The organism is Tsukamurella strandjordii, from assembly GCF_039525985.1.
Taxonomy (GTDB): Bacteria; Actinomycetota; Actinomycetes; order Mycobacteriales; family Mycobacteriaceae; genus Tsukamurella; species Tsukamurella strandjordii.
Genome location: NZ_BAAAII010000006.1, coordinates 499,199 through 520,339, shown reverse-complemented (window position 1 = coordinate 520,339; position 21,141 = coordinate 499,199). Strand labels below are relative to the sequence as shown.

The following is a 21,141-nucleotide window of genomic DNA, read 5'->3' as shown; positions in this document are numbered from 1 at the left end:
GTCCCTGACCTCCGGGCGGATGCCGTTGTCAGCGTCCCGCGTGGAGCGAATCTTAACTCCCCGAAGCAATGCGTACACTGTTCTCAATCAGGTGAATTCACCATTGTTTTCGGAATGCACGGGTGTATCGGACGCGGGCGGCTCCAAAGGCAGACGCGGGTTGTGCAAGTGAGCCACCAGACCCGTCCATCCGGTCTGGTGTGTGGCACCGAGCCCCTCGCCCGTATCGCCGTCGAAGTACTCGTAGAAGGTGGGGTGCTGGGACCACAGCGGATTGTCGCTTCCCTCGATCCGCGCGGCGTCGGCCGGCCGGCGGGCGCCGCCACCGTCGGGCCTGGTGACCGGGCGGAAGAGCCCCACCAGCCCACCGTCGATCACATCGGCCGCCTCCTCGAGCGTGCACAGGTTGTCCGAGCCGGTGGGGATGGCGATGGTGAACGCGTCGCCGAAGTGCCGGCCGTAGGTGCGCAGCTTGTCGGCCAGCAGCACGTTCACCGGGAACCACACGGGACCGCGCCAGTTCGAGTTGCCGCCGTACATCCCGGTGGTCGATTCGCCGGGCTCGTAGGCGATCGAGACGGAGTTGCCCTCGACATCCTCGGTCACCTGCTGCTCCGCCTTCGACAGCGAGCGGATGCCGTAGGGCGCCAGGAACTCCGCGGGGTCGAACATGCGCTCCAGCACGCGCCGCAGCCGGTCCGGATTCACCAGCGACAGCAGCATCTTCCGCTCGCCGCCCTCGCCGATGCTGTCGAGCAGTGGCTCCACCAGTTCGGGGCGGCGCTGGCGCAGCCAATTGAGCCGCGCGGTGACGTCGGGACACTTCTCGGCGATCCAGGTGGGCACGTCGGTGGCCCCCAGGATGGGGAGCAGCCCCACCATCGATCGCACCCGCATCGGCTGCGCGGTGCCATCGGGCCGCACCAGCACGTCGTAGAAGAAGCCGTCCTCGTCGTCCCACAGGGAGAGCCCGTGCGAGCCGAAATTGTAGGTGGCGCGGGAGATCTGCAGGAAATGCTCGAGGAACTTGGTGGCGCAGTCCTGCCACGCCGGATCGTGCCGGGACAGTTCGAGCGCGATCTTGAACATCTGCTGGCAGTAGAAGGCCATCCAGCTGGTGGCGTCCGACTGCTCCAAGCGATAGCCGGGCGGCAGCGGCGCCGAGCGGTTGAAGAAGCCGATGTTGTCCATGCCGAGGAAGCCGCCCTCGAAGACCCCGGCATCGTCGGAGCCCTTGCTGTTGACCCACCAGGAGAAGTTGAGCAGCAACTTGGTGAAGACGCGCACCAGGAAGTCGCGGTCGCGGTAGCCGTCGATGCGGTACACGTGCCACGCGGCCCAGGCGTGCACGGGCGGATTGACGTCGCTGAACTCCCATTCGTAGGCGGGGAGTTGGCCGTTGGGGTGCATCGCCCATTCGCGGCACATGAGCACCAGCTGTTCCTTGGCGAACTCGGCGTCCACGTGGGCCAGCGGGATGCAGTGGAAGGCCAGGTCCCAGGCGGCGAACCAGGGGTACTCCCACTCGTCGGGCATCGAGATCACGTCGGCCAGCGAGAAGTGCTTCCAGTTGGTGTTGCGGCGCCCCGGATCCGCCCGCTCGCGCGGCGAGGGGTCCACGGCCGGGTCGCCGTCGAGCCAGCTCTCCACGTCGTACCGGTAGAGCTGCTTGTTCCACAGCATGCCGGCGTAGGCGCGGCGCGCCACGTGCCGGTCCTCACCGGTCACGTCCTCGTGGATCACGGTGCCGTAGAACTCGTCGGCCTCGGCGCGGCGGTCGGCCAGCACGGCGGCGAAACCGGGACCGAAGGTATCCAGCGACGGTGCGCGGTGCGACAGGCGCAGCCGCACCGTCACGCTCTCCCCCGGCGGGACCGAGGCGAACCGGTACCAGAACGCGGCCTTGGTGCCGCGCCCCTCCGGATTGACCGCTGCCTCGTCGCCGTGCACCACCCGCTTGTTGATCGCGTCCTTCGGATAGGGCGAGGCGTTCTCCGCGTTGCCGAACAACTCCACGCCGTCGGTCTCGTTGTCGCAGAACAGGACTTCGGGTTCACCCTCGGCCGCGAGGTAGTACTCGCCCAGCCACTGGTGCGTCACCCGGACGGCCTCCAGGCCGCCCGCGGCGAGCTCGGACTGCGGCAGCCGCGCGATCTCCCCGCGGCGGTCGTCGTGGCCCCAGGCCCAGGTGTTGCGCAGCCACAGTTGCGGCAGCAGATCGAGCGGGGCGGGCGACGGGCCGTTGTTCACGGCTTCGATCTCCACGCAGATGTCGTCGGGGGCCGCCTTGCCGTAGCGCACGTGCACGTCGAAGAAGCGGTTGTCCGCGAGGATGCCGGTGTCGGCGAGCTCGAACTCGCGCTGGGTGCGGTCGCGGGCCGCGTTCTCCTCGCGCAGCCGCTGATAGGGATACTCGGCCTGCGGATACCGGTACATCCAGTGCATCCAGCTGTGCGTCGGCGTCCCGTCCACGGGCCACCAGTACTCCTTGACGTCCTCACCGTGGTTGCCCTGGGCGTTGGTGAGCCCGAACAGCCGTTCCTTGAGTATGGGGTCGTTGTGGTTCCACAGGCCCACGGCCAGGTTGAGGAAGCCGTAGCGATCGCAGATGCCGCCCAGCCCGTCCTCGCCCCACCGGTAGGCGCGGCGGTGCGCCTGCTCGAATCCGAAACTGGCCCAGGCATCGCCGTCGGCGCTGTAGTCCTCGCGGACGGTTCCCCACTGCCGCCCGGACAGGTACGGGCCCCACAGGCGCCAGGGCCCGTCGGGTCCGGGGCTCTCGGCGAGGCGGCGGTGTTCGGCTGTCGGCTCGGTCTCGCTCACGCGGAGAATCTTGCTACAGCAGCACCCGATGCGCAGGACCGCGGCGCAATCACCGTCAGCGCAGCGCCGAGCGCGCCTGCGCCCGCATCTCCCAGAACAGGATCTCCGCGTCCGCGGTGGCGCGCACGTGCAGCTCATCGGAGTCGACGGTGCGCAGGGCGTCACCCTCGGCGAGCAGCTCACCGTCGGCCTCGACGGTGCCGGCCACCACGAACAGGTGCCCGAAGGGCGCGGGCGGGAGCGTGACCGCCTCGCCCGCGGAGAGGCGGGCGGCGTACAGCGCCGCGGCATCGTTGCCGATGGCGACCGCCGGCTCGTGCCCGGCGATCCCGGAGGCCGCCGTGACCAGGCCGCGTCCGTCCAGCGCGACGTCGGCGGTGCGGTACTCGGGCACACCTCCGGGTTCGTTCGGCGGCAGCCACATCTGGATCACGCGGGCCACGGTGCGCGTGGCGCGCGGGTTCTGTTCGCGGTGGTTGACACCGGTCCCCGCGCTCATCGCCTGGATCTGCCCGGCGCGCACGAGCCCCCTCGACCCCGACGAATCGTCGTGGTGGATCTCCCCCGCCACCACCCAGGTGACGATCTCGGCGTCGCGGTGGAAGTGCCGGTCGACGCCGGCGCCGGGGTCCACGAGATCGTCGTTGTGCACCAGGAGCTGGCCGTGCGCGTTGGCACCGAGGTCGAAGTTCCCGGTGAAGGGCATCGACTGGCGGGTGTACAACCCCTCCCCGCGCCAGTGGGTGCGGTCGGCCGCGCGGATGATCCTGGTTGCACTCACCCGTTCACACTAGGCAAGGCCGGTTCCGGACGGCGACACCAGGATCGTCACCGGTTGCAGCAGGGTGCCGGCCGGCCGTCAGTCGTCAGCGGGCAGTGGCTGATCCCAGGTTCCGAACTCAGCGAAACCGGCCTTGGCGGCAAGCGCGATCGACCCCGCATTGTCGAGCTGGCATCGGTACTGGGGCTCGTAGCCGAGCGCGATCACGTGCCGCGCCATCGCATGGACAACGGCGCACGCGTACCCGCGCCCCCGCCGGTCCGCGAGGGTGAGGACGCCGAGGTCGGCGAGCTGGGTATCGCCCTCGAACGGGTAGGCACTGCCTGCCGCGACCAGGCGGCCGCTGTCAAAGGCACCGAAGACGACCCAGTGGTCCAGTTCCACGTAGGCGTCGTCGAGGTCCTGGTCCGACGACGCCGCCTCGAAGGCCTCGAAGGCCTCAGCGTCCGCGGTCGTGAGCTGCCGGACGGACGGGGCGTCGCGGCCCGCGAGCAGGTCGGCCTTGCGCGCACCCGGGAGGAAGAAGAGATGATCCGGACCGTTCATGACGACGCCGCCGCTATCGAGCGCGGCGCGGAGCGACCGTTCGTCGACCGCATCGGCGATCCCGGGCAGGCCCGCCGTGGCCCGGTCGACGAGCGCGTAGGTGCGGTCGCCGCGGACGAGGATCTGCGCCCGCGATTCGTGATCGAGGTCGTCGTCGATCGCGAGCCGGAAGGTTCCGGTGTCGGTCACCTTCTCGCCCCGTTCGAAAGGGTCCGACCACTGGGCGCCGACTACGGGGGCGAATTCCGTCACAGTTCCTACCTTCTGGGAGTGGCCCCACCACCGAGTGGGGCCGAGCCTGGCGCTGAGCCCCACGCGCTCCGCCTATTTCGAGTGACACGGGGCCACGATTCGGGTTGAGTCTTACGGACACGATCGCCCCGGGCAACGCATTTTCGGGCGGGGAAGGAGAACGCTGTGGATCAGCGGCAGGAACTGCGGGAGTGGCTCCAGTGCACCGTCCCCGCGCTGCTGGAAGAGCAGAGCGTACCTGCGGTGTCCGTCGCGGTGCTGGCCGACGGCCGGGTCACCTCCTTCGCGCACGGGACGGCACACGTCGGTGCCGCTGCTCCGGTCGCCGAGCGCACACCGTTTCAGATCGGTTCGATCACCAAGGTGTGGACCGCAACGCTCGTCATGCAACTCGTGGACGCGGGGCGGATCGACCTGGACGCGCCCGTACAGCGGCACCTCCCGGAGTTCCGGACCGCCGATCCGGACGCCTGCGCCACCATCTCCGTCCGCCATCTGCTCACGCACAGTGCAGGTTTCGAAGGCGATCTCTTTCACGACACGGGTGACGGGCCCGGTTGCATCGCGCGGTACGTCGAGCGTCTCGCGACGGCTCCGCAGTTCTTCGCGCCGGGACGGCTGTCCTCGTACAACAACGCCGGCTTCGTGGTGCTGGGCCGCATTCTGGAAGTGGTCCACGGGGTTCCGTTCGAGCGGGTTCTTCGCGATCGACTCCTCGACCCGCTGGAGATCACCGGCGCCGCAACCGGCATCGCGAGCGCCGGGCGCCTCGGTGCCGCGCATGGGCACGTCCGGCGGGCCGACGGGGCGACGGTTCCCGCGCGGGTCTGGGGCACACCGATGTCCATGGCGCCTGCGGGCTCGATGCTGGCGATGTCGGCGAGTGATCTGGTGCGGTTCGCGATGGCCCACCTCGGCGGCGGGCTGGCGCCGACCGGCGAGCGCGTGCTGTCCGAACGCAGTGCGACGGCCATGCGGGCGAGCCATCTTCGCCAGACCGACGTCGGTGGAGACGAATCGGCCCGAGGCCTCGGCTGGGAGCTCTTCGATTGGCACGGTGCGGCACTGATCGGTCACGACGGCACCACGATCGGGCAGGAAGCAACCTTGCGCATGCTCCCCGAACACGGAATCGCCGTGGCGGTCCTGACCAACGGCGAAGGGGGCGGGCAGGTCGCGGAGTCCGTGGCCGCGAGCGTGATCGAGCGCCTGACGGGGCTCCGCCCTCCCGCGCGTCCGGTGCCGACCAACCCCACGCCGAGCATCGACCCGCACCGATTCGTCGGCACGTACGCCACGTCCACGGAATCCTCGCGTGTGTACCTCGACCACGGCGAGCTCCGCCTGGTCTCGTCCTTTCCCGACGATGCCGACGGCCCGGCGTTCACCGCAGAGCCGGTGCCGCTGATCCCGTGGTGCGGCGACATCGTCATGGTCGGAGGGACGGAGCCCGATCCGCAGATGTACGCCTTCATCGGCGCCGACCGGTCCGGCCGCGCGGAGTTCCTGTACGGCAACGGCCGCGCCGACCCGCGTCGCTGAGCCGCTACAGCGGGGCCGAACCCCGGACGTGTTCGAAGACGAGCGAGGTATTGGTGCCGGCGATCTCCTCACGCGCACTGAGGTGTTCGACGAGGTGCCGTAGATCGTCGGTGTCGATGGCCGCCACGTGCAGCACGTAGTCGTCGCCGCCGGCCAGGAAGTAGGCGTCGATCACGGGTGGCAGGTCGATCACCGATTCCACGAACTGGCGGATGCGGTGGCGGGCGGTGGAGCGCAGGCGCACGGAGATCATGGCGCGCAGCGGGCGACCCACGGCGGCGGGATCGACATCGGCGTAGAAGCCGCGGATCACGTTCGCCTCCACCAGCCGGCGCACCCGGGTGTGCACGGTGGAGGCGGCGAGACCGACCTCCTCGGCGAGCGCGGCGTTGGAGACCCGGCCGTCGCGCTGCAGCACCAGCAGGATGCGGCGGTCCACCTCATCGAGAAGCGGACGACGATCGTTCGGCAGCGGCGGGCGGTACGCGGAGTTCTGAGAATCTTCGTCTCCCATGGCCGAAGATTACAGAATCTCCTTCGGAGGGATTGTGCACTTGTCGATGTTTCTTCACACTTGTGACACAGGCCATAGCTCGCCCATCCCGTCCCGAACAGGAGCACACGATGCGTGTCGGAATCCCCACCGAGATCAAGAACAACGAGTACCGCGTGGCGATCACGCCCGGCGGCGTCGCCGAACTGGCGCGCCACGGCCACGACGTCCTGATCCAGCAGGGCGCGGGCCTGGGTTCGGCCATCAGCGACGACGACTTCACGGCGGCGGGTGCGCGCATCGTGCCCTCGGCCGACGACGTGTGGGGCGAGGCCGATCTGCTGCTCAAGGTCAAGGAGCCGATCGAACCGGAGTACGCGCGGATGCGTCCCGACCAGACGATCTTCACCTACCTGCACCTCGCGGCGTCACGCCCCTGCACCGATGCGCTGCTGGGCTCGAAGACCACGTCGATCGCCTACGAGACGGTGCAGCTGGCCGATGGCTCGCTCCCGCTGCTGGCCCCGATGTCCGAGGTGGCCGGCCGGCTCGCGCCGCAGGTGGGCAGCTATCACCTGATGCGCTCCAAGGGCGGCCGCGGCGTGCTCATGGGCGGCGTCCCCGGCACCGCGCCCGCGAAGGTCACCGTGCTCGGCGGCGGCGTGTCCGGCATCAACGCCGCGCAGATCGCGGCCGGCATGGGCGCCGATGTGACGGTCTTCGATCTCGACGTGCGCAAGATGCGCGCCGTGAACGCGCAGTTCGGCGGCCGCGTGCACACCAGTTACTCGACCTCGCTCGCGCTGGAGGAGGCCGTGGTGGAGTCCGATCTGGTGATCGGCGCCGTCCTGATCCCGGGCGCCGCCGCGCCGAAGCTGGTGTCCACCGAGCTGGTGCACCGCATGCGGCCCGGCGCCGTCCTGGTGGACATCGCGATCGACCAGGGCGGCTGCTTCGCCGACTCGCGCCCCACCACGCACGACGATCCGACCTTCACCGTGGGCGAGACGGTGTTCTACTGCGTGGCGAACATGCCCGGCGCCGTGCCCCGCACCTCCACCTTCGCCCTCACTGGCGCGACGCTGCCCTACGTGCTGAAGATCGCCGACAAGGGCTGGCGCGCCGCCTGCTCCGACGATCCCGCGCTCGCCGCCGGCCTCTCGACGCACGACGGGGAGCTGCTCAACGCCAGCGTGGGCGCAGCCCTCGACATCCCGGCCAAGACCCCGGAGTCGGTGCTGGGCTGAGCAACCCGCTCACCACTCCCCGGTATCGAGGTACTGCGCGAGGTTGCCCATCCGGCGCTGCACCGCGGCGATCTCGCGTACGCACTGTTCCAGCAGGCCGCGGTCGAGCGACGGGATCCGGCGGATCGACAGCACATCGCCGGGTGTGCGTCCCTTGGCCATCTGCCCCACCTGGTACTCCATTCGGATCCGCTCCAGGATGGAGAAGCAGTCGCGCAGCACCTCAGCCGAATCATCCGGCAGCACGGGCGAATCCGCACCGGCGGCGAGCCGGTTGCGGGTCTGCAGCTTGGTGGAACCGCGGCTCAGCGCCGCCCACCGGGCGATGTTCACCACGGGTACGAGGGCGTGCGCCTTGATGTCGAAGGTACCGCCGCGCAAGGAGATCACATCCCGCACGGAACGGATCCTGGCCTTGGCGGTGAGCGCCTCCCGGAGCATCAGCATGAAGGAGTGCTGATGCTCCGACAGGTGCTGGTACACGCCGGCCACCGGCTGCAGGGTCAGATCGCCCCACACCGGGCGCCCGTCCACCAGCAGCGAGGCCATCATCATGGCGTTGTTGGACAGCGGCGCGTCGATCCATTCGCCTGCCGCGTAGAGCCATTCGGACTCGGTGCGGCAGAACCTGGGCTTCGCGGCGATCGCCCCGTTGGTGTCCGACGGGATACCGCACTCCTCGAGCCGGTCGTGCACCGCGGTGGCGAGGGCGAGGGCGGCCGAACGCCGCTCCTCGACCTGCGCCTCGGTGGCGCCGGGCATATCGGTGAGGATGATGGCACTGTCGACGTCCGAGCTGGGCACCACCTCGCGCCGGGAGACGCTGCCCAGGGACAACCAGGTGAAATCGCCCTCGTGCAGCTCCGGGTGCACGGGCAGTTCGAGCTCGATACAGCGGCGCACCATGGCCTCGATCGCCACCGCCGCGACACCGGAGACGTGCCGCACCGGGGCGTGCTGCCGGGTGAGGACCGGAAAGATCTCGCGGATGGTCCGGCCGATGTCCGGCAGCTCCTCCGCCGGTGCCCGCTCGATCCGGCGCTGCAGCGCGAAGGTCGATGTGGTGGGCACGGTGAGGAAGTCGACGTCCTGGACCACGCCCTGCACGACCCCCTTCGGGTCGAGCACGGCCATGTAGTGCAGTTTGCGGTCGAGCATGTCGATCAGCACATCGCTCGACAGCGTGGTGGCCGGCACGCCGTGCAGCGGCGCCGTCATCACGGCGGAGACGGCATCGGTCACGGGTCTGGCCTGGGAGATCACCCGCGCCCGCAGGTCGTGATCGGTGACGATGCCCAGCGGCTCCCCGGCCCCGTTCTGGACCACGATGTAGCCCGATTTCGCCTCGGTCATCGCGGTGGCGGCCTCGCGGATGCTGATGGTGGGCGGGCAGGTCACGGGGTCGCGGAGCACGATCTCGCCCACGTTGCGCTCACTGACCTGCTCCGACGACCGCCCCGGAGCCGGTTTGGCGAGCTCGGTGGCGAGGAAGGCGGCCCCGGCGGGCGTGGAGAACATGTCCGCCACCGCCCACGCCGGGAGCTGCAGCAGCGTCACGTCGGTCAGCGCCACCGCGCGGGGGCCGCCCTTGGCGCCCACCAGGATCACCACGTAGCCGAAGACGCCGCCCGGCCCCACCACCTCGTCGACATCGCCGCGGTCCACCGACGCCACGTTGGGCAGGTTCCACAGCCCCACCTGTCCGGAGAGCACCACGTAGGCGTGCTCCGGCGACGCCGACATGCCGTCGAGGATCAGCACACCGCGGGCGTACTCGCTCACCGACGAATCGGCCACCAGCCGCGCCCGCTCCTCGTCCGGCAACCCGTCGAAGGGCGCGTGCTGCGAGAGGAATGCGAAGAGCTCCCCGAGGTCGGAGAAGTCGGTCATGCCCTATGTTTACACGCCGCCGCTGATGGATATCCGAAAGTCATCTCGCGGTAACACGTCCGCGGAACGGTTGCGGGGTCTACATTCCCATCCAGCGCACAACCCACCGCGCACCGTCACGTCGAGGAGAAAGACCCATCCATGACGAAACCCGTCGATAAGTTCGCCGCCGAGCAGGAGGGCTACAAGCAGACCCTCGGCCGGCGACACGTGCAGATGATCGCCATCGGTGGCGCCATCGGCACCGGCCTGTTCCTGGGCTCGGCCACCCGCCTCAACAGCACCGGCCCCGCCCTGCTGTTCAGCTACGCCTTCGTGGGCGTGATCGCCTTCTTCCTGATGCGGGCCCTGGGCGAGATGGTGCTGTACCGGCAGAGTTCCGGTGCCTTCGTCTCGTACGCCCGCGAGTTCTTCGGCGAGGGCGCGGCGTTCGCGGCAGGCTGGCTGTACTGGATCTTCTGGGCACTGACGGGCGTCGCGGAACTGTCCGCGGTGGCCAAGTACACGAAGAAGTGGATAGACGCCCCGAACTGGGTCACGGTGATCATCGCTCTGGCGATCGTGCTGGTGATCAACCTGCTCTCGGCGCGCGCCTTCGGTGAATTCGAGTTCTGGGCATCGATCCTCAAGGTCGGCGCCATCGTGATGTTCCTCGTCGTGGGACTGGTGCTGGTGATCGGCCAGGTGACCATCAAGGGCAAGGAGGCCGATCCCGCGCTCGGCATCCCCGCTCAACCCGAACACCAGGCCGGCTTCTCCAACCTGTGGAGCAACCCCGGCGGCTTCTGGCCGCACAGCGAGACCTTCGGCTGGCTCGCGCCCATCGTCGTGATGTCGGGCGTCGTCTTCGCCTACGCCGCCATCGAAATGGTGGGCATCGCCGCCGGCGAGATGCAGAACCCGCAGCGCGAGGTGCCCAAGGCCGTGAACTCGGTGATCCTGCGTATCGCCGTGTTCTACTGCGGTTCGATCTTCCTGCTCGTGTGCATCCTGCCCACCAGCCAGTACGGCGTCACGGACAACCAGGGCAACTACTCCTCGCCCTTCGTCACGGTCTTCGAGCGGCTCGGCATCGGCTGGATGGCCGACTTGATCAACGCGGTACTGATCATCGCCGCGATGAGCTCGCTCAACGCGGGCCTGTACACCACCGGCCGCATGCTGCGCAGCCTCGCCGCCAGCCGCGAGGCGCCGAAGATGTTCATGAACATGAGCAAGTCCGGCGTGCCGGCCACCGGCATCCTGGTGACCTCGCTGTTCTACGTGGCCGGTGCCGTCCTCAACGCGCTGGTCCCCGGCAAGGCCTTCGACATCGCCCTGGAAGCGTCCGCGATCGCCGTCGTGGGCGTGTGGTCGATGATCTTCATCTGCCACATCCGCTACCGGAAGCTGTCCGACGCCGGTCTCGTCCCGTCGAGCTCGTTCCGGGCGCCGTGGGCCCCGTTCATGAGTTACGTGGGCCTGGCCTTCCTGTTCTTCGTGATCGTCGGCATGGCCTACTCGGGCTGGAAGAGCGCCGACGCGTTCTGGGACAAGACCAACTTCATCGTGGTGCTGATCGGCGTGCCGGTGTTCGTGGCCGTGCTGTCGCTCAGCTGGCTGATCATCCGGCCGCGCGTCTCCGACCACCTGGGCGGCGATATGGCGGCGAAGTGGTCACTCAAGGACGCGGTGGTGAACAAGGTGACGCACGCGAACGACAAGCAGGACTGACGGTGCGCCGAACGCCCGCGGGGTCACCGACCTCGCGGGCGTTCGGCATTCACCGCCGGTTCACCCGGCGCGGCTACCGTTCCGCCATGCGAATCAGCTCACCCGCCCTGCGCCGGATCGCCGCTGCGGCCGCCACCGTCACCGTCGTCGTCGGAGGGGCCGCGCTGGCCGCTCCCGTGCAGGCGGCCCCGTCGTCCTCCTTCGACCTGCAGTCGCATCGCGGCGGCCGGGGCGAGCACACCGAGGAATCGCTGTACGGCTTCGCCCGTTCCGTGGAGCTGGGGGTGAGCACGCTCGAACTCGACATCGTGCTCACCAAGGACAAGGTGCCGCTGATCTGGCACGACCCCACGGTGCAGGCCGACAAGTGCAGCGACACCGACGCGGCCACGCCGGGCGACCCGCAGTTCCCGTACGTGGGCAAGACGATCCACGATCTCACCTACGCCCAGGTGCGAACGCTGCGGTGCGATAAGAAGCTGCCGAAGTTCCCGGACGCGAAGGTGGTCGAGGGCAACCGCATCGCCACGCTCCCCCAGCTCTTCGATCTGGTGGCGGGCTACCGGGGCAACACGATCCGCTACAACATCGAGACCAAGATCGAGGCCGAGGACCGGTCGAAGTCGGCGCAGCCGCAGGAGTTCGTGGACCGCATCCTGGGCGCCGCCCGCACGGCCGGTGTCCTGGACCGGATCACGGTGCAGAGCTTCGACTGGCGCTCGCTGCCGCTGGTGCGCGCCCAGGCCCCGTCGGTGCCGCTGGTGGCCCTGTACGACGCCACCACCTGGAAGAAGAACTCGGCCTGGCTGGGCCCGGTGAGCTACGAGAAGTTCGACGGTGACGTGGTGCGCGCCGTGAAGGCGGCCGGATTCGACGTGCTGTCGCCCGACTACGAGCTCTCCGATGCGAAGCTCGTGACCGCGGCGCACGCCGCCGGCCTGCAGGTGATCCCGTGGACCGTGAACGAGGCGGCGGAGATGCGCCGCCAGATCGGCTACGGCGTGGACGGCATCATCACCGACTACCCGACGCGGCTGCGCGGCGTGCTCGCCGCCGAAGGGAAGCCCGTGCCCCCGGCGTACCGCACGTAGCGCACACGAAAGGCGGCGTCCCTCGAACCGAGGGGCGCCGCCTTTCGTCTGTGGTTATCCCGCGTAGCTCGCGATCGCGGTCCCCACGATGCCGGTGATCTGCACGGTGATCGCGCCCTTGCCCGGCTTCACCTGGAAGGTGCCGTCGTATTCGGACCGGGCCGAACCCGAGGCGCCGGTGGTGGCGTTCTGCCAGAACAGCAGGCGATCGGACAGGTCGACGCCCTTGATTCCCTCGCACCGCTCCTTGGGCAGCGGCGACGGCGGAATGCCGATCACGCCCAGCTCGTGGCGGGCGATCACGCAGTTGGTGCGCACGAGCAGGCTCCCGGCGTCGTCGTAGTCACCGACCCAGGTCACGGTGGCGTTCGGGGCGTCGGTCCGAATCGAGGTACCGCCGGTGACGGTGCCGCGGAAGATGACCGAGCCGGCCGCATTCGCCGAGGCCGGCACGAGCGTGACGACCGCTCCGACGGCGGCGACGGAGGCGACCGCAAGACGTGCGAACGATGTCATTGGCATTCCTTTGATCATGGAATCGTTTTTGGCATTGCAAAGCGTACAACCCCGTCCGATTCCACGGACCGCCAACCCGACAATTCGCCACGGCCGAGAACACCCCCGGTCGAGGAAATGCGCGATTCAGATCGAAAGTTTTGTCACCGAACGACAGCTTTCCCGCGCGCGGAAATCATCCCAGCCAATTACGCACCGATGCGGGTAGCCCCCGCTTGCCGCGGTGCGGCCCGAGGACCGCTCCCCCGAAGGGCCGCGACAGCAGATCCCGCGCAACGCGGTTCACATCATCCGCGGACACCCGGTCGATGGTCGCCAGCGTCCGGGTCACCGTGCGCTGGTTCTGGTAGTTGATCTCGCTGCGACCGATCCGATGCATCCGGGACTGCACGTCCTCGAGCCCCAGCACCAGCCCGCCGCGCAGAGATCCCTTGGCACGCGCCAGTTCCGCCGGGGTGAGACCGTTGTCGCGCACGTCCTCCAGCACCGCCCGGGCGACCGCGGCGACCTCGCCGAGCCGCTCCGGCGAGCACCCGGCGTACACCGAGAAGGCACCGGTGTCCGCGTAGGTGTCCACGGCGGAGTACACCGTGTAAGCCAGACCGCGTTGCTCCCGGATCTCCTGGAACAGACGCGAACTCAGCCCGCCACCGATCGCCGTGTTGAGCACCGAGAGCGCCCACCGATCGGGATGGAACCGGCCGTACGCGCGAGTCCCGGCCACCAGGTGCGACTGCTCGCCCTCGCGGCCCACCACGGTGAGCGACGGCGCCTTCGGCGCCCGCCGGATCCCGGAACGCACCGGCGCCGATTCCCGCGCACCGTCGAGCCGGCCGGCGAAAGCCTTGCGCGCCAACCGGACCACCTGCGCGTGCGTCACATTGCCGGCGACGGCCAGCACCATCCGCTCGGGTGTGTAGCGACGCCGGTGGAATCCGCGCAGCCGCGCGGCGGTCATCGCCGAGACCGACTCCTCGGTGCCGAGCACGGGCCGCGCCAGCGGATGATCGCCGAACAGCGCGGCCGTGGCCGCCTCGTTGGCGAGGTCCTCCGGATCGTCGTCGCGCATGGCGAGCTCCTCGAGGACCACCTCGCGTTCGACGTCGACGTCGAGCGGGCGGCACAGGCCGCCGAGCACCACATCGGTGACGACGTCGACGGCCAGCTCGAGATCGGTGTCGAGCACGTGCGCGTAGTAGCACGTGTGCTCCTTCGAGGTGAAGGCGTTGATCTCGCCGCCCACCGCGTCCATCTCGGCTGCCAGCGACGCCGCATCACGGTGCGGAGTCGCCTTGAACAGCAGGTGTTCCAGGAAATGCGCCGAGCCCGCCGAGGCGGGGTGCTCGTCGCGCGAGCCGACCGCCACCCACAGGCCGACGGCGGCGGACCGGGAACCCGGCACCGTCTCCGTGACCACCCGCAGGCCGCCGGGCAGCACACTACGACGGACGGGGGCACCCGATCCGGATGCCCCCGCCCGCGCAGCCTGCGTTTTCAGGCCGCTCAGTGCTACGCCTCGGTCGCCGCGGCGTCCGACTCGGCGGCCGGAGCCGCCTCCTCGACCACGGGGATCAGGCTGATCTTGCCGCGCTCGTCGATGTCCGCGATCTCCACCTGCAGCTTGCTGCCGACGTTGACCACGTCCTCGACCTTGTTCACGCGCTTGCCGTTGCCCAGCTTGCTGATGTGCACCAGGCCGTCACGGCCGGGCACCAGCGAGACGAAGGCACCGAACGCCGTGGTCTTGACCACGGTGCCCAGGAAGCGCTCGCCCACCTTCGGCAGCTGCGGGTTGGCGATGGCGTTGATCCGGTCGATCGCCGCCTGTGCCGACGGGCCGTCGGCCGCACCGACGAACACGGTGCCGTCATCCTCGATGGAGATGTTGGCGCCGGTCTCCTCGGTGATGGAGTTGATCGTCTTGCCCTTGGGGCCGATGACCTCACCGATCTTGTCCACGGGCACCTTGATGGTGGTGATCCGCGGGGCGTACGGGCTCATCTCGTCGGGCGCGTCGATCGCCTCGGCCATGACCTCGAGGATCGTGGTGCGAGCGTCCTTGGCCTGCGCCAGGGCGCCGGCCAGGACCTGCGAGGGGATGCCGTCGAGCTTGGTGTCGAGCTGCAGCGCGGTGACGAAGTCACTGGTGCCCGCCACCTTGAAGTCCATGTCGCCGAAGGCGTCCTCGGCACCGAGGATGTCGGTCAGGGCTACGTAGCGGGCCTGACCGTCGACCTCGTCGGACACCAGGCCCATGGCGATACCCGCGACGGGGGCCTTCAGCGGCACACCGGCGTTGAGCAGCGACATGGTCGAGGCGCACACCGAGCCCATCGACGTGGAACCGTTGGAGCTCAGCGCCTCCGAGACCTGACGGATGGCGTAGGGGAACTCCTCCACCGACGGCAGCACGGGCACCAGTGCGCGCTCGGCGAGCGCGCCGTGGCCGATCTCGCGACGCTTCGGGCTGCCCACGCGGCCGGTCTCACCGGTCGAGTACGGCGGGAAGTTGTAGTGGTGCATGTAGCGCTTGCTCTTCTCGGGTCCGAGCGAGTCGATCTGCTGCGCCATCTTCACCATGTCCAGCGTGGTGACACCCAGGATCTGGGTCTCGCCGCGCTCGAACAGCGCGCTGCCGTGCGCGCGCGGGATCACGGCGATCTCGGCGCTCAGCGAGCGGATGTCGGTGATGCCACGGCCGTCGATGCGGAAGTGGTCGGTGAGGATGCGCTTGCGCACCAGCTTCTTGGTCAGCGAGCGGAAGGCCGCGCCGATCTCGCCCTCGCGGCCCTCGAACTTCGGGCCCAGCTCCTCGAGCACCTCACCCTTGAGGGCGTCGGTGGCGGCGTCGCGCTCCTGCTTGCCGGCGATCGACAGTGCGGCGTCCAGCTTGGCCGAGGCAGCAGCCTCGACGGCGGCGAAGACGTCGTCCTGGTAGGCCGGGAACAGCGGGAACTCGCCGGTGGGCTTGGCAGCGCGCGCGGCCAGCTCCTTCTGCGCCTCGCACAGTGCGGCGATGAAGGGCTTGGCGGCCTCGAGGCCCTCGGCCACGACGGCCTCGGTCGGCGCGGTGGCGCCGCCCGCGACGAGCTCGATGACGTTCTCGGTGGCCTCGGCCTCGACCATCATGATCGCGACGTCGGCGTCCTTGCCGGAGCCCGAGACGATGCGACCCGCGACGACCATGTCGAAGACGGCGCCCTCGAGCTGCTCGACGGTCGGGAAGGCGACCCACTGGCCGTCGATCAGGGCGACGCGCACGCCGCCGACGGGGCCGGAGAAGGGCAGGCCCGCGATCTGGGTGGACGCGGAGGCGGCGTTGATGGCCACCACGTCGTACAGGTCCTTGGGATCGAGCGAGAGCACGGTCACGACGACCTGGATCTCGTTACGCAGGCCGTCGACGAAGGACGGGCGCAGCGGCCGGTCGATCAGGCGGCAGGTGAGGATCGCGTCGGTCGACGGGCGACCCTCGCGACGGAAGAACGAGCCGGGGATGCGGCCCGCGGCGTACATGCGCTCCTCGACGTCCACCGTGAGGGGGAAGAAGTCGAAGTGCTCCTTGGGGTGCTTGCTGTGCGCCGTGGTCGACAGCAGCATGGTCTCGTCGTCGAGGTAGGCGGCGACGGCACCGGCGGCCTGCAGCGCGAACCGGCCGGTCTCGAACCGGATGGTGCGCTTGCCGAACGAACCGTTGTCGATGACGGCGACGGCTTCGGTGATGTCGTCGTCCAGTTCGACCTGGATGTTGTCGGACATGAAGTGAAGTGGAACCTTTCGGACACAGGACCGTCCGTGCCCGGCCACGCGCAGTTGCGCACGGCCTCGTCATTCGACGCGGCGGCGGAGCGCCCCGGTGCGGTCATCGATCGAAGCCGTCGGAATCTCCGCGGACAGCGTGCTGTCGCAGGACTCCGGCGGCCACTACCGAGGACCACCCCGCAGGGAGTGACACCGTGGTGGCGCTTCGCATCGTCGTGACCGGCTTTCACCGGCGCCGACGTCGGACGGACCTGTGTCAAGGCTATCATTTGGAGTCTTTTCCACGTGAGTCGTACACGCCGGTACGCACACGCCGAGAGAGGTAGCCGATGCAGCAGAGCGTCCGCGAGCGGACCAACGAGGCCACCGCCACCTGGCTGGCGCGGGCCATGTTCTTCGCGGCCGTCGTTTCGCTGCTCGGCGCGGTGATCCGCGGCGACCGCTTCTTCAACTTCACGGCCGACATCCTGGGCGTGTTCGGCATCCCCGCCTTCCCCAGCCTCCTGTTCGTCGCGCTGCTCACGGTGCTCAGCGGAGCGCTCCGGCGGCGGCTCCGCGCGGCGCACACCGTGGCCTGTGCGCTGATGGCCCTCGAGGTCGCCGCGAACGTCCTCGTGCTCGGCCTCATCGTCACCGAGGAACTGGGCGACGAGGGGTCCGCGCGCGTCCCGTGGCTGGTGGCGAACTACTTCGAGGTCCGCTACTCCCTCCCGGGAGCGGCCCTGGCCGCGGCGGTCAGCGCGGCGACGCTGGCCCTGGCGATCTCAGCCCGGCCTGCCTTCCCGGCGCGTCTCGCGCACGGCTCGCGCCGCGCCGCGATCGGCGTGCTCACCGGCGGCCTGCTGCTGTCGTACCTCATCACGCTCGCGCTCACCTTCACCTTCCCGGGCAGGCTGCGCGGCCCCGTCGAGATCGCGGTGTGGGCCCTGCGCTCCACCTTCGGCGTCTCCCTCCCCCGGCGGCTCGACCTGATGCTCAACGGACACTCGGGACCGCCCTGGATCTACTCCTTCGCCGGTGTCATGTCGGCGACGGTGCTGATCCTGGCCCTGATGGCGTTCTGGCGGGCCGGCCGCGGCGACGAGCTGATGACCGAGCCCGAGGAGCTGGAAGTACGGCGCCTGCTGCTGACCTACGGCGAGGACGATTCGCTGGGCTACTTCGCCACCCGGCGCGACAAGTCGGTGATCGCCGCGCCCGACCGTCGGGCCGTGGTCACGAGCCGGGTGGTCGGTCCGGTCTCCATGGCCAGCGCCGACCCGATCGGCGACCGGGAATCCTGGCGCGCCGCGGTGAACGCCTGGCTGGAGGACTGCCGCCGGCACAGCCTGTACCCGGCCGTCCTGGCGGCGAGCGCCGACGGCGCCGCCGTCTACGAGGACGCCGGGCTGCGCACCCTCAACATCGGTGACGAGGCGATCATCCACGTCGACCGGTTCACGCTCAAGGGCCGCGACATGCGCGCGGTGCGGCAGGCCGTGACCCGCGTGAGCACCGCCGGCTACACCCTGCGCGTGCGTCGCCATGCCGACCTCACCGCGGAGGAACTGAGCCAGGTGGCGCAGCTCGCCGAGAAGTGGCGCGGCGAGGAGACCGAGCGCGGTTTCTCCATGGCACTCAACCGGATCGGCGATCCCGTGGACGGACGGTGCGTGCTGGTCACGGCCCACGACGCCACCGGTGAGGTGCGCGGCCTGCTCAGCTTCGTCCCGTGGGGCACCCGCGGCCTCTCGCTCGATCTGATGCGCCGCGACCGCAACGCCGAGAACGGCCTCAACGAGTTCATGGTGGCCAAGCTGGTGGAGCAGAGCGCCGAGATCGGCATCCGGCGGATCTCGTTGAACTTCGCCGTCTTCCGCGCGGTCTTCTTCGAGGCCGACCGGGTCGGCGCGGGACCGGTCACACGGATGGTGGATTCGGTCCTGAGTTTCGCCTCGAAGTTCTACCAGCTCGAGACGCTGTACCGGTCGAACGACAAGTACCGGCCCGACTGGGTGCCCCGGATCCTCTGCTACGACCCGTCGCTCACCGCAGTCCGCGCGGGCATCGCGGTCGGCACCGCCGAGGGCTTCCTCCCCCAGATCGGCCCGAAGTTCCTGTCCGGTCCCGAGGTTCCCGATCAGCAGGATCAGCGCGACCCCGAGTTCGTGGTGCGCCTGCTCGCCGAGGAGGAGCGCCTACTGCACCGCGAGGTGCCCGCCCCGAGGCTCTCCGAGCAGCAGCGTGTGCGGCGGCGCAAGCTCACCGCGATGGAGGACGCCGGGATGCCGGGCTATCCGCCATCGGTGCCGCGGACGGCCTCACTCGCCGAGGTGCGCGAGCGACTGACCGGGCTGGCCGCCGATTCCGCCACGGGGACGCAGGTCTCGGTGACCGGGCGGATCCGCGGCATCCGCGACTACGGCGGCGTCACCTTCGTCGATCTGCACGAGGGCGGTGCGCGGCTGCAGGTGATCGCCGAACGCGGGCGCACCCCGGACGATCGGCGCGCCTTCTGGCGGGAGTCGATCGACATGGGCGATCTGGTGTCGGTGACCGGGGAGATGGTCACCTCGCACATCGGTGAACTGTCGGTGCTGCTGCAGGATTGGGCGATGGCCGGCAAGTGCCTGTCACCGGTACCCAAACCCCGTGTCCGCCTGGGCGAGGAGACCAGGGCCCGCAACCGCTCGCTCGACCTCATGACCGATGAGGGCGCGGTCGATCTGCTCTACCGTCGCTCGCGCGCCGTCGCGTCGATGCGGTCCACCTTCGCGGGGCACGGCTTCACCGAGGTCGAGACGCCGATGTTGCAATCGGTGCACGGCGGCGCCGCGGCGCGCCCGTTCACCACCCACATCAACGCCTACGACATGGATCTGTACCTGCGCATCGCCCCCGAGCTGTACCTCAAGCGGTTGGCCGTGGGCGGGATGGGGAAGATCTTCGAGATCAACCGGAACTTCCGCAACGAGGGCGCCGATGCCACCCACAATCCGGAGTTCACCTCGCTCGAGGCGTATCAGGCGTACGGCGATTACACGACGATGCGCACCCTGACCCGCGAGGTGATCCTCGCCGCCGCCGTCGCGGTGAACGGGCGCCCGGTGGCGATCCGGCCCGACGGCGAGGGCGGCACCCGCGAAGTGGATCTCACCGCCGAGTGGCCCGTGACCACGGTGCACGAGGCCGTCTCCCGCGCGACGGGTACCTCGGTGACTCCCGACACCGAGGTCGAGGAGCTCGAGGCACTGTGCCGCCACTGGCACGTGGCGACCCCGACCGGGGCGTCGGCGGGCAAGCTCGTGATGGAGCTGTACGAGGGGCTGGTCGAGAAGCAGACCGAATTTCCCACGTTCTACTGCGATTTCCCGATCGAGGTCTCACCGCTGGCCCGCAAGCATCGCCGGGACCCCCGGCTGACGGAGCAGTGGGACCTGGTGGGTTTCGGCGCCGAACTGGGCACCGCGTACACCGAGCTGACCGACCCGATCGACCAGCGCGAGCGGCTCACCCAGCAGTCCATGGCCGCGGCGGCGGGCGATCCCGAGGCGATGGAGCTCGACGAGTCCTTCCTCGACGCGCTCTCCTACGCGATGCCGCCCACCGGCGGCCTCGGCATCGGCGTGGACCGCATCATCATGCTGCTCGCCGGCGTGAACATCCGTGCCACCCTGGCCTTCCCGTTCATCAAACCCCAGGACCGCTGATCCGGGTCGCGCTCGATCTGCGCACCGGCGAATTTCGTGTGATGCTCTAACTATGTCGAGACGAGCAGTGGTCACCGGTGGCGGAACGGGAATCGGAAGGGCCATCGCACAGCGGCTGGCCGAGGACGGCGACCACGTTCTCATCGTCGGGCGCAGGCAGCAGGTGCTCGCCGATACCGCCGCGGCCATCAACGCCGCAGTCGGTGCCGAGCTGGTCTCGGTCGTCGCCGCGGACCTCACCACGCCCGAGGGCGCCGAGGCGCTGGCGGGCGCCGCCACGCAGCAGGGCACCGTGGACGTCCTGGTCAACAACGTGGGCGGCAACCCCCGGCGCTCCCCCACGACGCTCACCGAGCTGGCCGATCTCTACACGGAGGCCTTCCGGCTCAACGTGATCACCGCGGTACTGACCACCGAGGCACTGCGACCGCACCTCACCCGGCCGGGCGCGCGGATCGTCTCGATCAGCTCGATCGCCGGTCTCCGCGGTCCGGGGGCCTACGGGGCGGCCAAGGCGGCGCTGCACGGCTGGTCGCTGGGCCTGGCAACCGAGGTCGCGGCCGAGGGCATCACCGTCAACGTGGTGGCCCCGGGGTTCGTGCCCGACACCGAGTTCTGGTCCGAGCGGCTCACCACCGAACTGGCGGAGAGCCGCATCGCGCAGATCCCCGCGGGCCGTCCCGGCACCCCCGCCGAGGTGGCAGCCGCAGTCTCCTACCTCGCCGCGCCCGACGCGGGCTGGACCACCGGCCAGATCCTCCAGGTCAACGGCGGTACGCTGCTCGGCCGCGGCTGA

At 69.5% G+C, this 21,141-nt stretch carries 14 protein-coding genes; 6 read left to right on the top strand and 8 right to left on the bottom strand.

The window, feature by feature from the left end:
- Nucleotides 1–87: 87 nt before the first annotated feature.
- The 3 genes from ABD108_RS13645 to ABD108_RS13635 form a co-directional block, all read right to left on the bottom strand.
- Nucleotides 88–2,823 (bottom strand): MGH1-like glycoside hydrolase domain-containing protein, encoded by a 2,736-nt coding sequence (locus tag ABD108_RS13645; RefSeq protein ID WP_343930556.1) that lies wholly within the window; start codon nt 2,821–2,823, stop codon nt 88–90.
- Between the two features lie 55 nt (nt 2,824–2,878).
- Complete coding sequence (locus ABD108_RS13640; RefSeq protein WP_343930555.1) at nt 2,879–3,604, bottom strand: pirin family protein; 726 nt, start codon at nt 3,602–3,604, stop codon at nt 2,879–2,881.
- A gap of 78 nt (nt 3,605–3,682) precedes the next feature.
- On the bottom strand, nt 3,683–4,402 hold the full coding sequence (locus ABD108_RS13635) for a GNAT family N-acetyltransferase (RefSeq protein ID WP_343930554.1): 720 nt from the start codon (nt 4,400–4,402) through the stop codon (nt 3,683–3,685).
- Nucleotides 4,403–4,567: 165 nt separating this feature from the next.
- Between ABD108_RS13635 and ABD108_RS13630 the strand changes: the two genes are divergently transcribed.
- The gene (locus ABD108_RS13630) at nt 4,568–5,944 is read left to right on the top strand and encodes a serine hydrolase domain-containing protein (RefSeq protein ID WP_343930553.1); all 1,377 of its coding nucleotides are present in this window, start codon (nt 4,568–4,570) and stop codon (nt 5,942–5,944) included.
- A 4-nt stretch (nt 5,945–5,948) separates the two neighbouring features.
- Here the strand turns inward: ABD108_RS13630 and ABD108_RS13625 are convergent, their stop codons facing one another.
- The gene (locus ABD108_RS13625) at nt 5,949–6,458 is read right to left on the bottom strand and encodes an Lrp/AsnC family transcriptional regulator (protein WP_220659199.1); all 510 of its coding nucleotides are present in this window, start codon (nt 6,456–6,458) and stop codon (nt 5,949–5,951) included.
- A gap of 110 nt (nt 6,459–6,568) precedes the next feature.
- Here ABD108_RS13625 and ald point away from each other — a divergent pair, with 110 nt between their 5' ends.
- Nucleotides 6,569–7,684: an alanine dehydrogenase gene (gene ald / locus ABD108_RS13620; RefSeq protein WP_220659200.1), complete on the top strand. Its 1,116-nt coding sequence runs from the start codon at nt 6,569–6,571 to the stop codon at nt 7,682–7,684.
- Between the two features lie 9 nt (nt 7,685–7,693).
- On the opposite strand, the gene ABD108_RS13615 is transcribed toward ald, so the two are convergent.
- Entirely contained in the window at nt 7,694–9,574 is a 1,881-nt protein-coding gene (locus ABD108_RS13615) for a DUF294 nucleotidyltransferase-like domain-containing protein (RefSeq protein ID WP_343930552.1), read from the bottom strand.
- A 141-nt stretch (nt 9,575–9,715) separates the two neighbouring features.
- On the opposite strand from ABD108_RS13615, the gene ABD108_RS13610 reads away from it, so the two are divergent.
- Both ABD108_RS13610 and ABD108_RS13605 read left to right on the top strand, forming a co-directional pair.
- Nucleotides 9,716–11,287, top strand: coding sequence for an amino acid permease (locus tag ABD108_RS13610; RefSeq protein WP_220659202.1), 1,572 nt, complete (start codon nt 9,716–9,718; stop codon nt 11,285–11,287).
- An 86-nt stretch (nt 11,288–11,373) separates the two neighbouring features.
- Nucleotides 11,374–12,378, top strand: coding sequence for a glycerophosphodiester phosphodiesterase (locus tag ABD108_RS13605; protein WP_343930551.1), 1,005 nt, complete (start codon nt 11,374–11,376; stop codon nt 12,376–12,378).
- 54 nt (nt 12,379–12,432) lie between these two features.
- Here ABD108_RS13605 and ABD108_RS13600 read toward each other — a convergent pair whose 3' ends face one another.
- The 3 genes from ABD108_RS13600 to ABD108_RS13590 all read right to left on the bottom strand — a co-directional run bounded on the left by ABD108_RS13600 (nt 12,433) and on the right by ABD108_RS13590 (nt 16,653).
- Nucleotides 12,433–12,894: a hypothetical protein gene (locus ABD108_RS13600; protein WP_343930550.1), complete on the bottom strand. Its 462-nt coding sequence runs from the start codon at nt 12,892–12,894 to the stop codon at nt 12,433–12,435.
- Nucleotides 12,895–13,069: 175 nt separating this feature from the next.
- Entirely contained in the window at nt 13,070–14,401 is a 1,332-nt protein-coding gene (locus ABD108_RS13595) for a M16 family metallopeptidase (protein WP_220659632.1), read from the bottom strand.
- A gap of 2 nt (nt 14,402–14,403) precedes the next feature.
- Entirely contained in the window at nt 14,404–16,653 is a 2,250-nt protein-coding gene (locus ABD108_RS13590) for a polyribonucleotide nucleotidyltransferase (RefSeq protein WP_220659205.1), read from the bottom strand.
- Between the two features lie 332 nt (nt 16,654–16,985).
- Here ABD108_RS13590 and lysX point away from each other — a divergent pair, with 332 nt between their 5' ends.
- Both lysX and ABD108_RS13580 read left to right on the top strand, forming a co-directional pair.
- Nucleotides 16,986–20,345 carry a bifunctional lysylphosphatidylglycerol synthetase/lysine--tRNA ligase LysX gene (gene lysX / locus ABD108_RS13585; protein WP_220659206.1) on the top strand — a complete coding sequence of 1,120 codons (3,360 nt, stop codon included), beginning with the start codon at nt 16,986–16,988 and terminating at the stop codon, nt 20,343–20,345.
- A 52-nt stretch (nt 20,346–20,397) separates the two neighbouring features.
- A complete protein-coding gene (locus tag ABD108_RS13580; RefSeq protein ID WP_220659207.1) occupies nt 20,398–21,141 on the top strand; it encodes an SDR family oxidoreductase in 744 nt (247 codons plus the stop codon).

What these genes read in the sequence shown, in the direction of transcription:
- ABD108_RS13580 (WP_220659207.1), top strand. Translation starts at nt 20,398, where the DNA reads ATGTCGAGACGAGCAGTGGTCACCGGTGGCGGAACGGGAATCGGAAGG.
- ABD108_RS13625 (WP_220659199.1), bottom strand. Translation starts at nt 6,458, where the DNA reads ATGGGAGACGAAGATTCTCAGAACTCCGCGTACCGCCCGCCGCTGCCG.
- ald (WP_220659200.1), top strand. Translation starts at nt 6,569, where the DNA reads ATGCGTGTCGGAATCCCCACCGAGATCAAGAACAACGAGTACCGCGTG.
- ABD108_RS13605 (WP_343930551.1), top strand. Translation starts at nt 11,374, where the DNA reads ATGCGAATCAGCTCACCCGCCCTGCGCCGGATCGCCGCTGCGGCCGCC.
- ABD108_RS13615 (WP_343930552.1), bottom strand. Translation starts at nt 9,574, where the DNA reads ATGACCGACTTCTCCGACCTCGGGGAGCTCTTCGCATTCCTCTCGCAG.
- lysX (WP_220659206.1), top strand. Translation starts at nt 16,986, where the DNA reads ATGCAGCAGAGCGTCCGCGAGCGGACCAACGAGGCCACCGCCACCTGG.
- ABD108_RS13600 (WP_343930550.1), bottom strand. Translation starts at nt 12,894, where the DNA reads ATGACATCGTTCGCACGTCTTGCGGTCGCCTCCGTCGCCGCCGTCGGA.
- ABD108_RS13610 (WP_220659202.1), top strand. Translation starts at nt 9,716, where the DNA reads ATGACGAAACCCGTCGATAAGTTCGCCGCCGAGCAGGAGGGCTACAAG.
- ABD108_RS13590 (WP_220659205.1), bottom strand. Translation starts at nt 16,653, where the DNA reads ATGTCCGACAACATCCAGGTCGAACTGGACGACGACATCACCGAAGCC.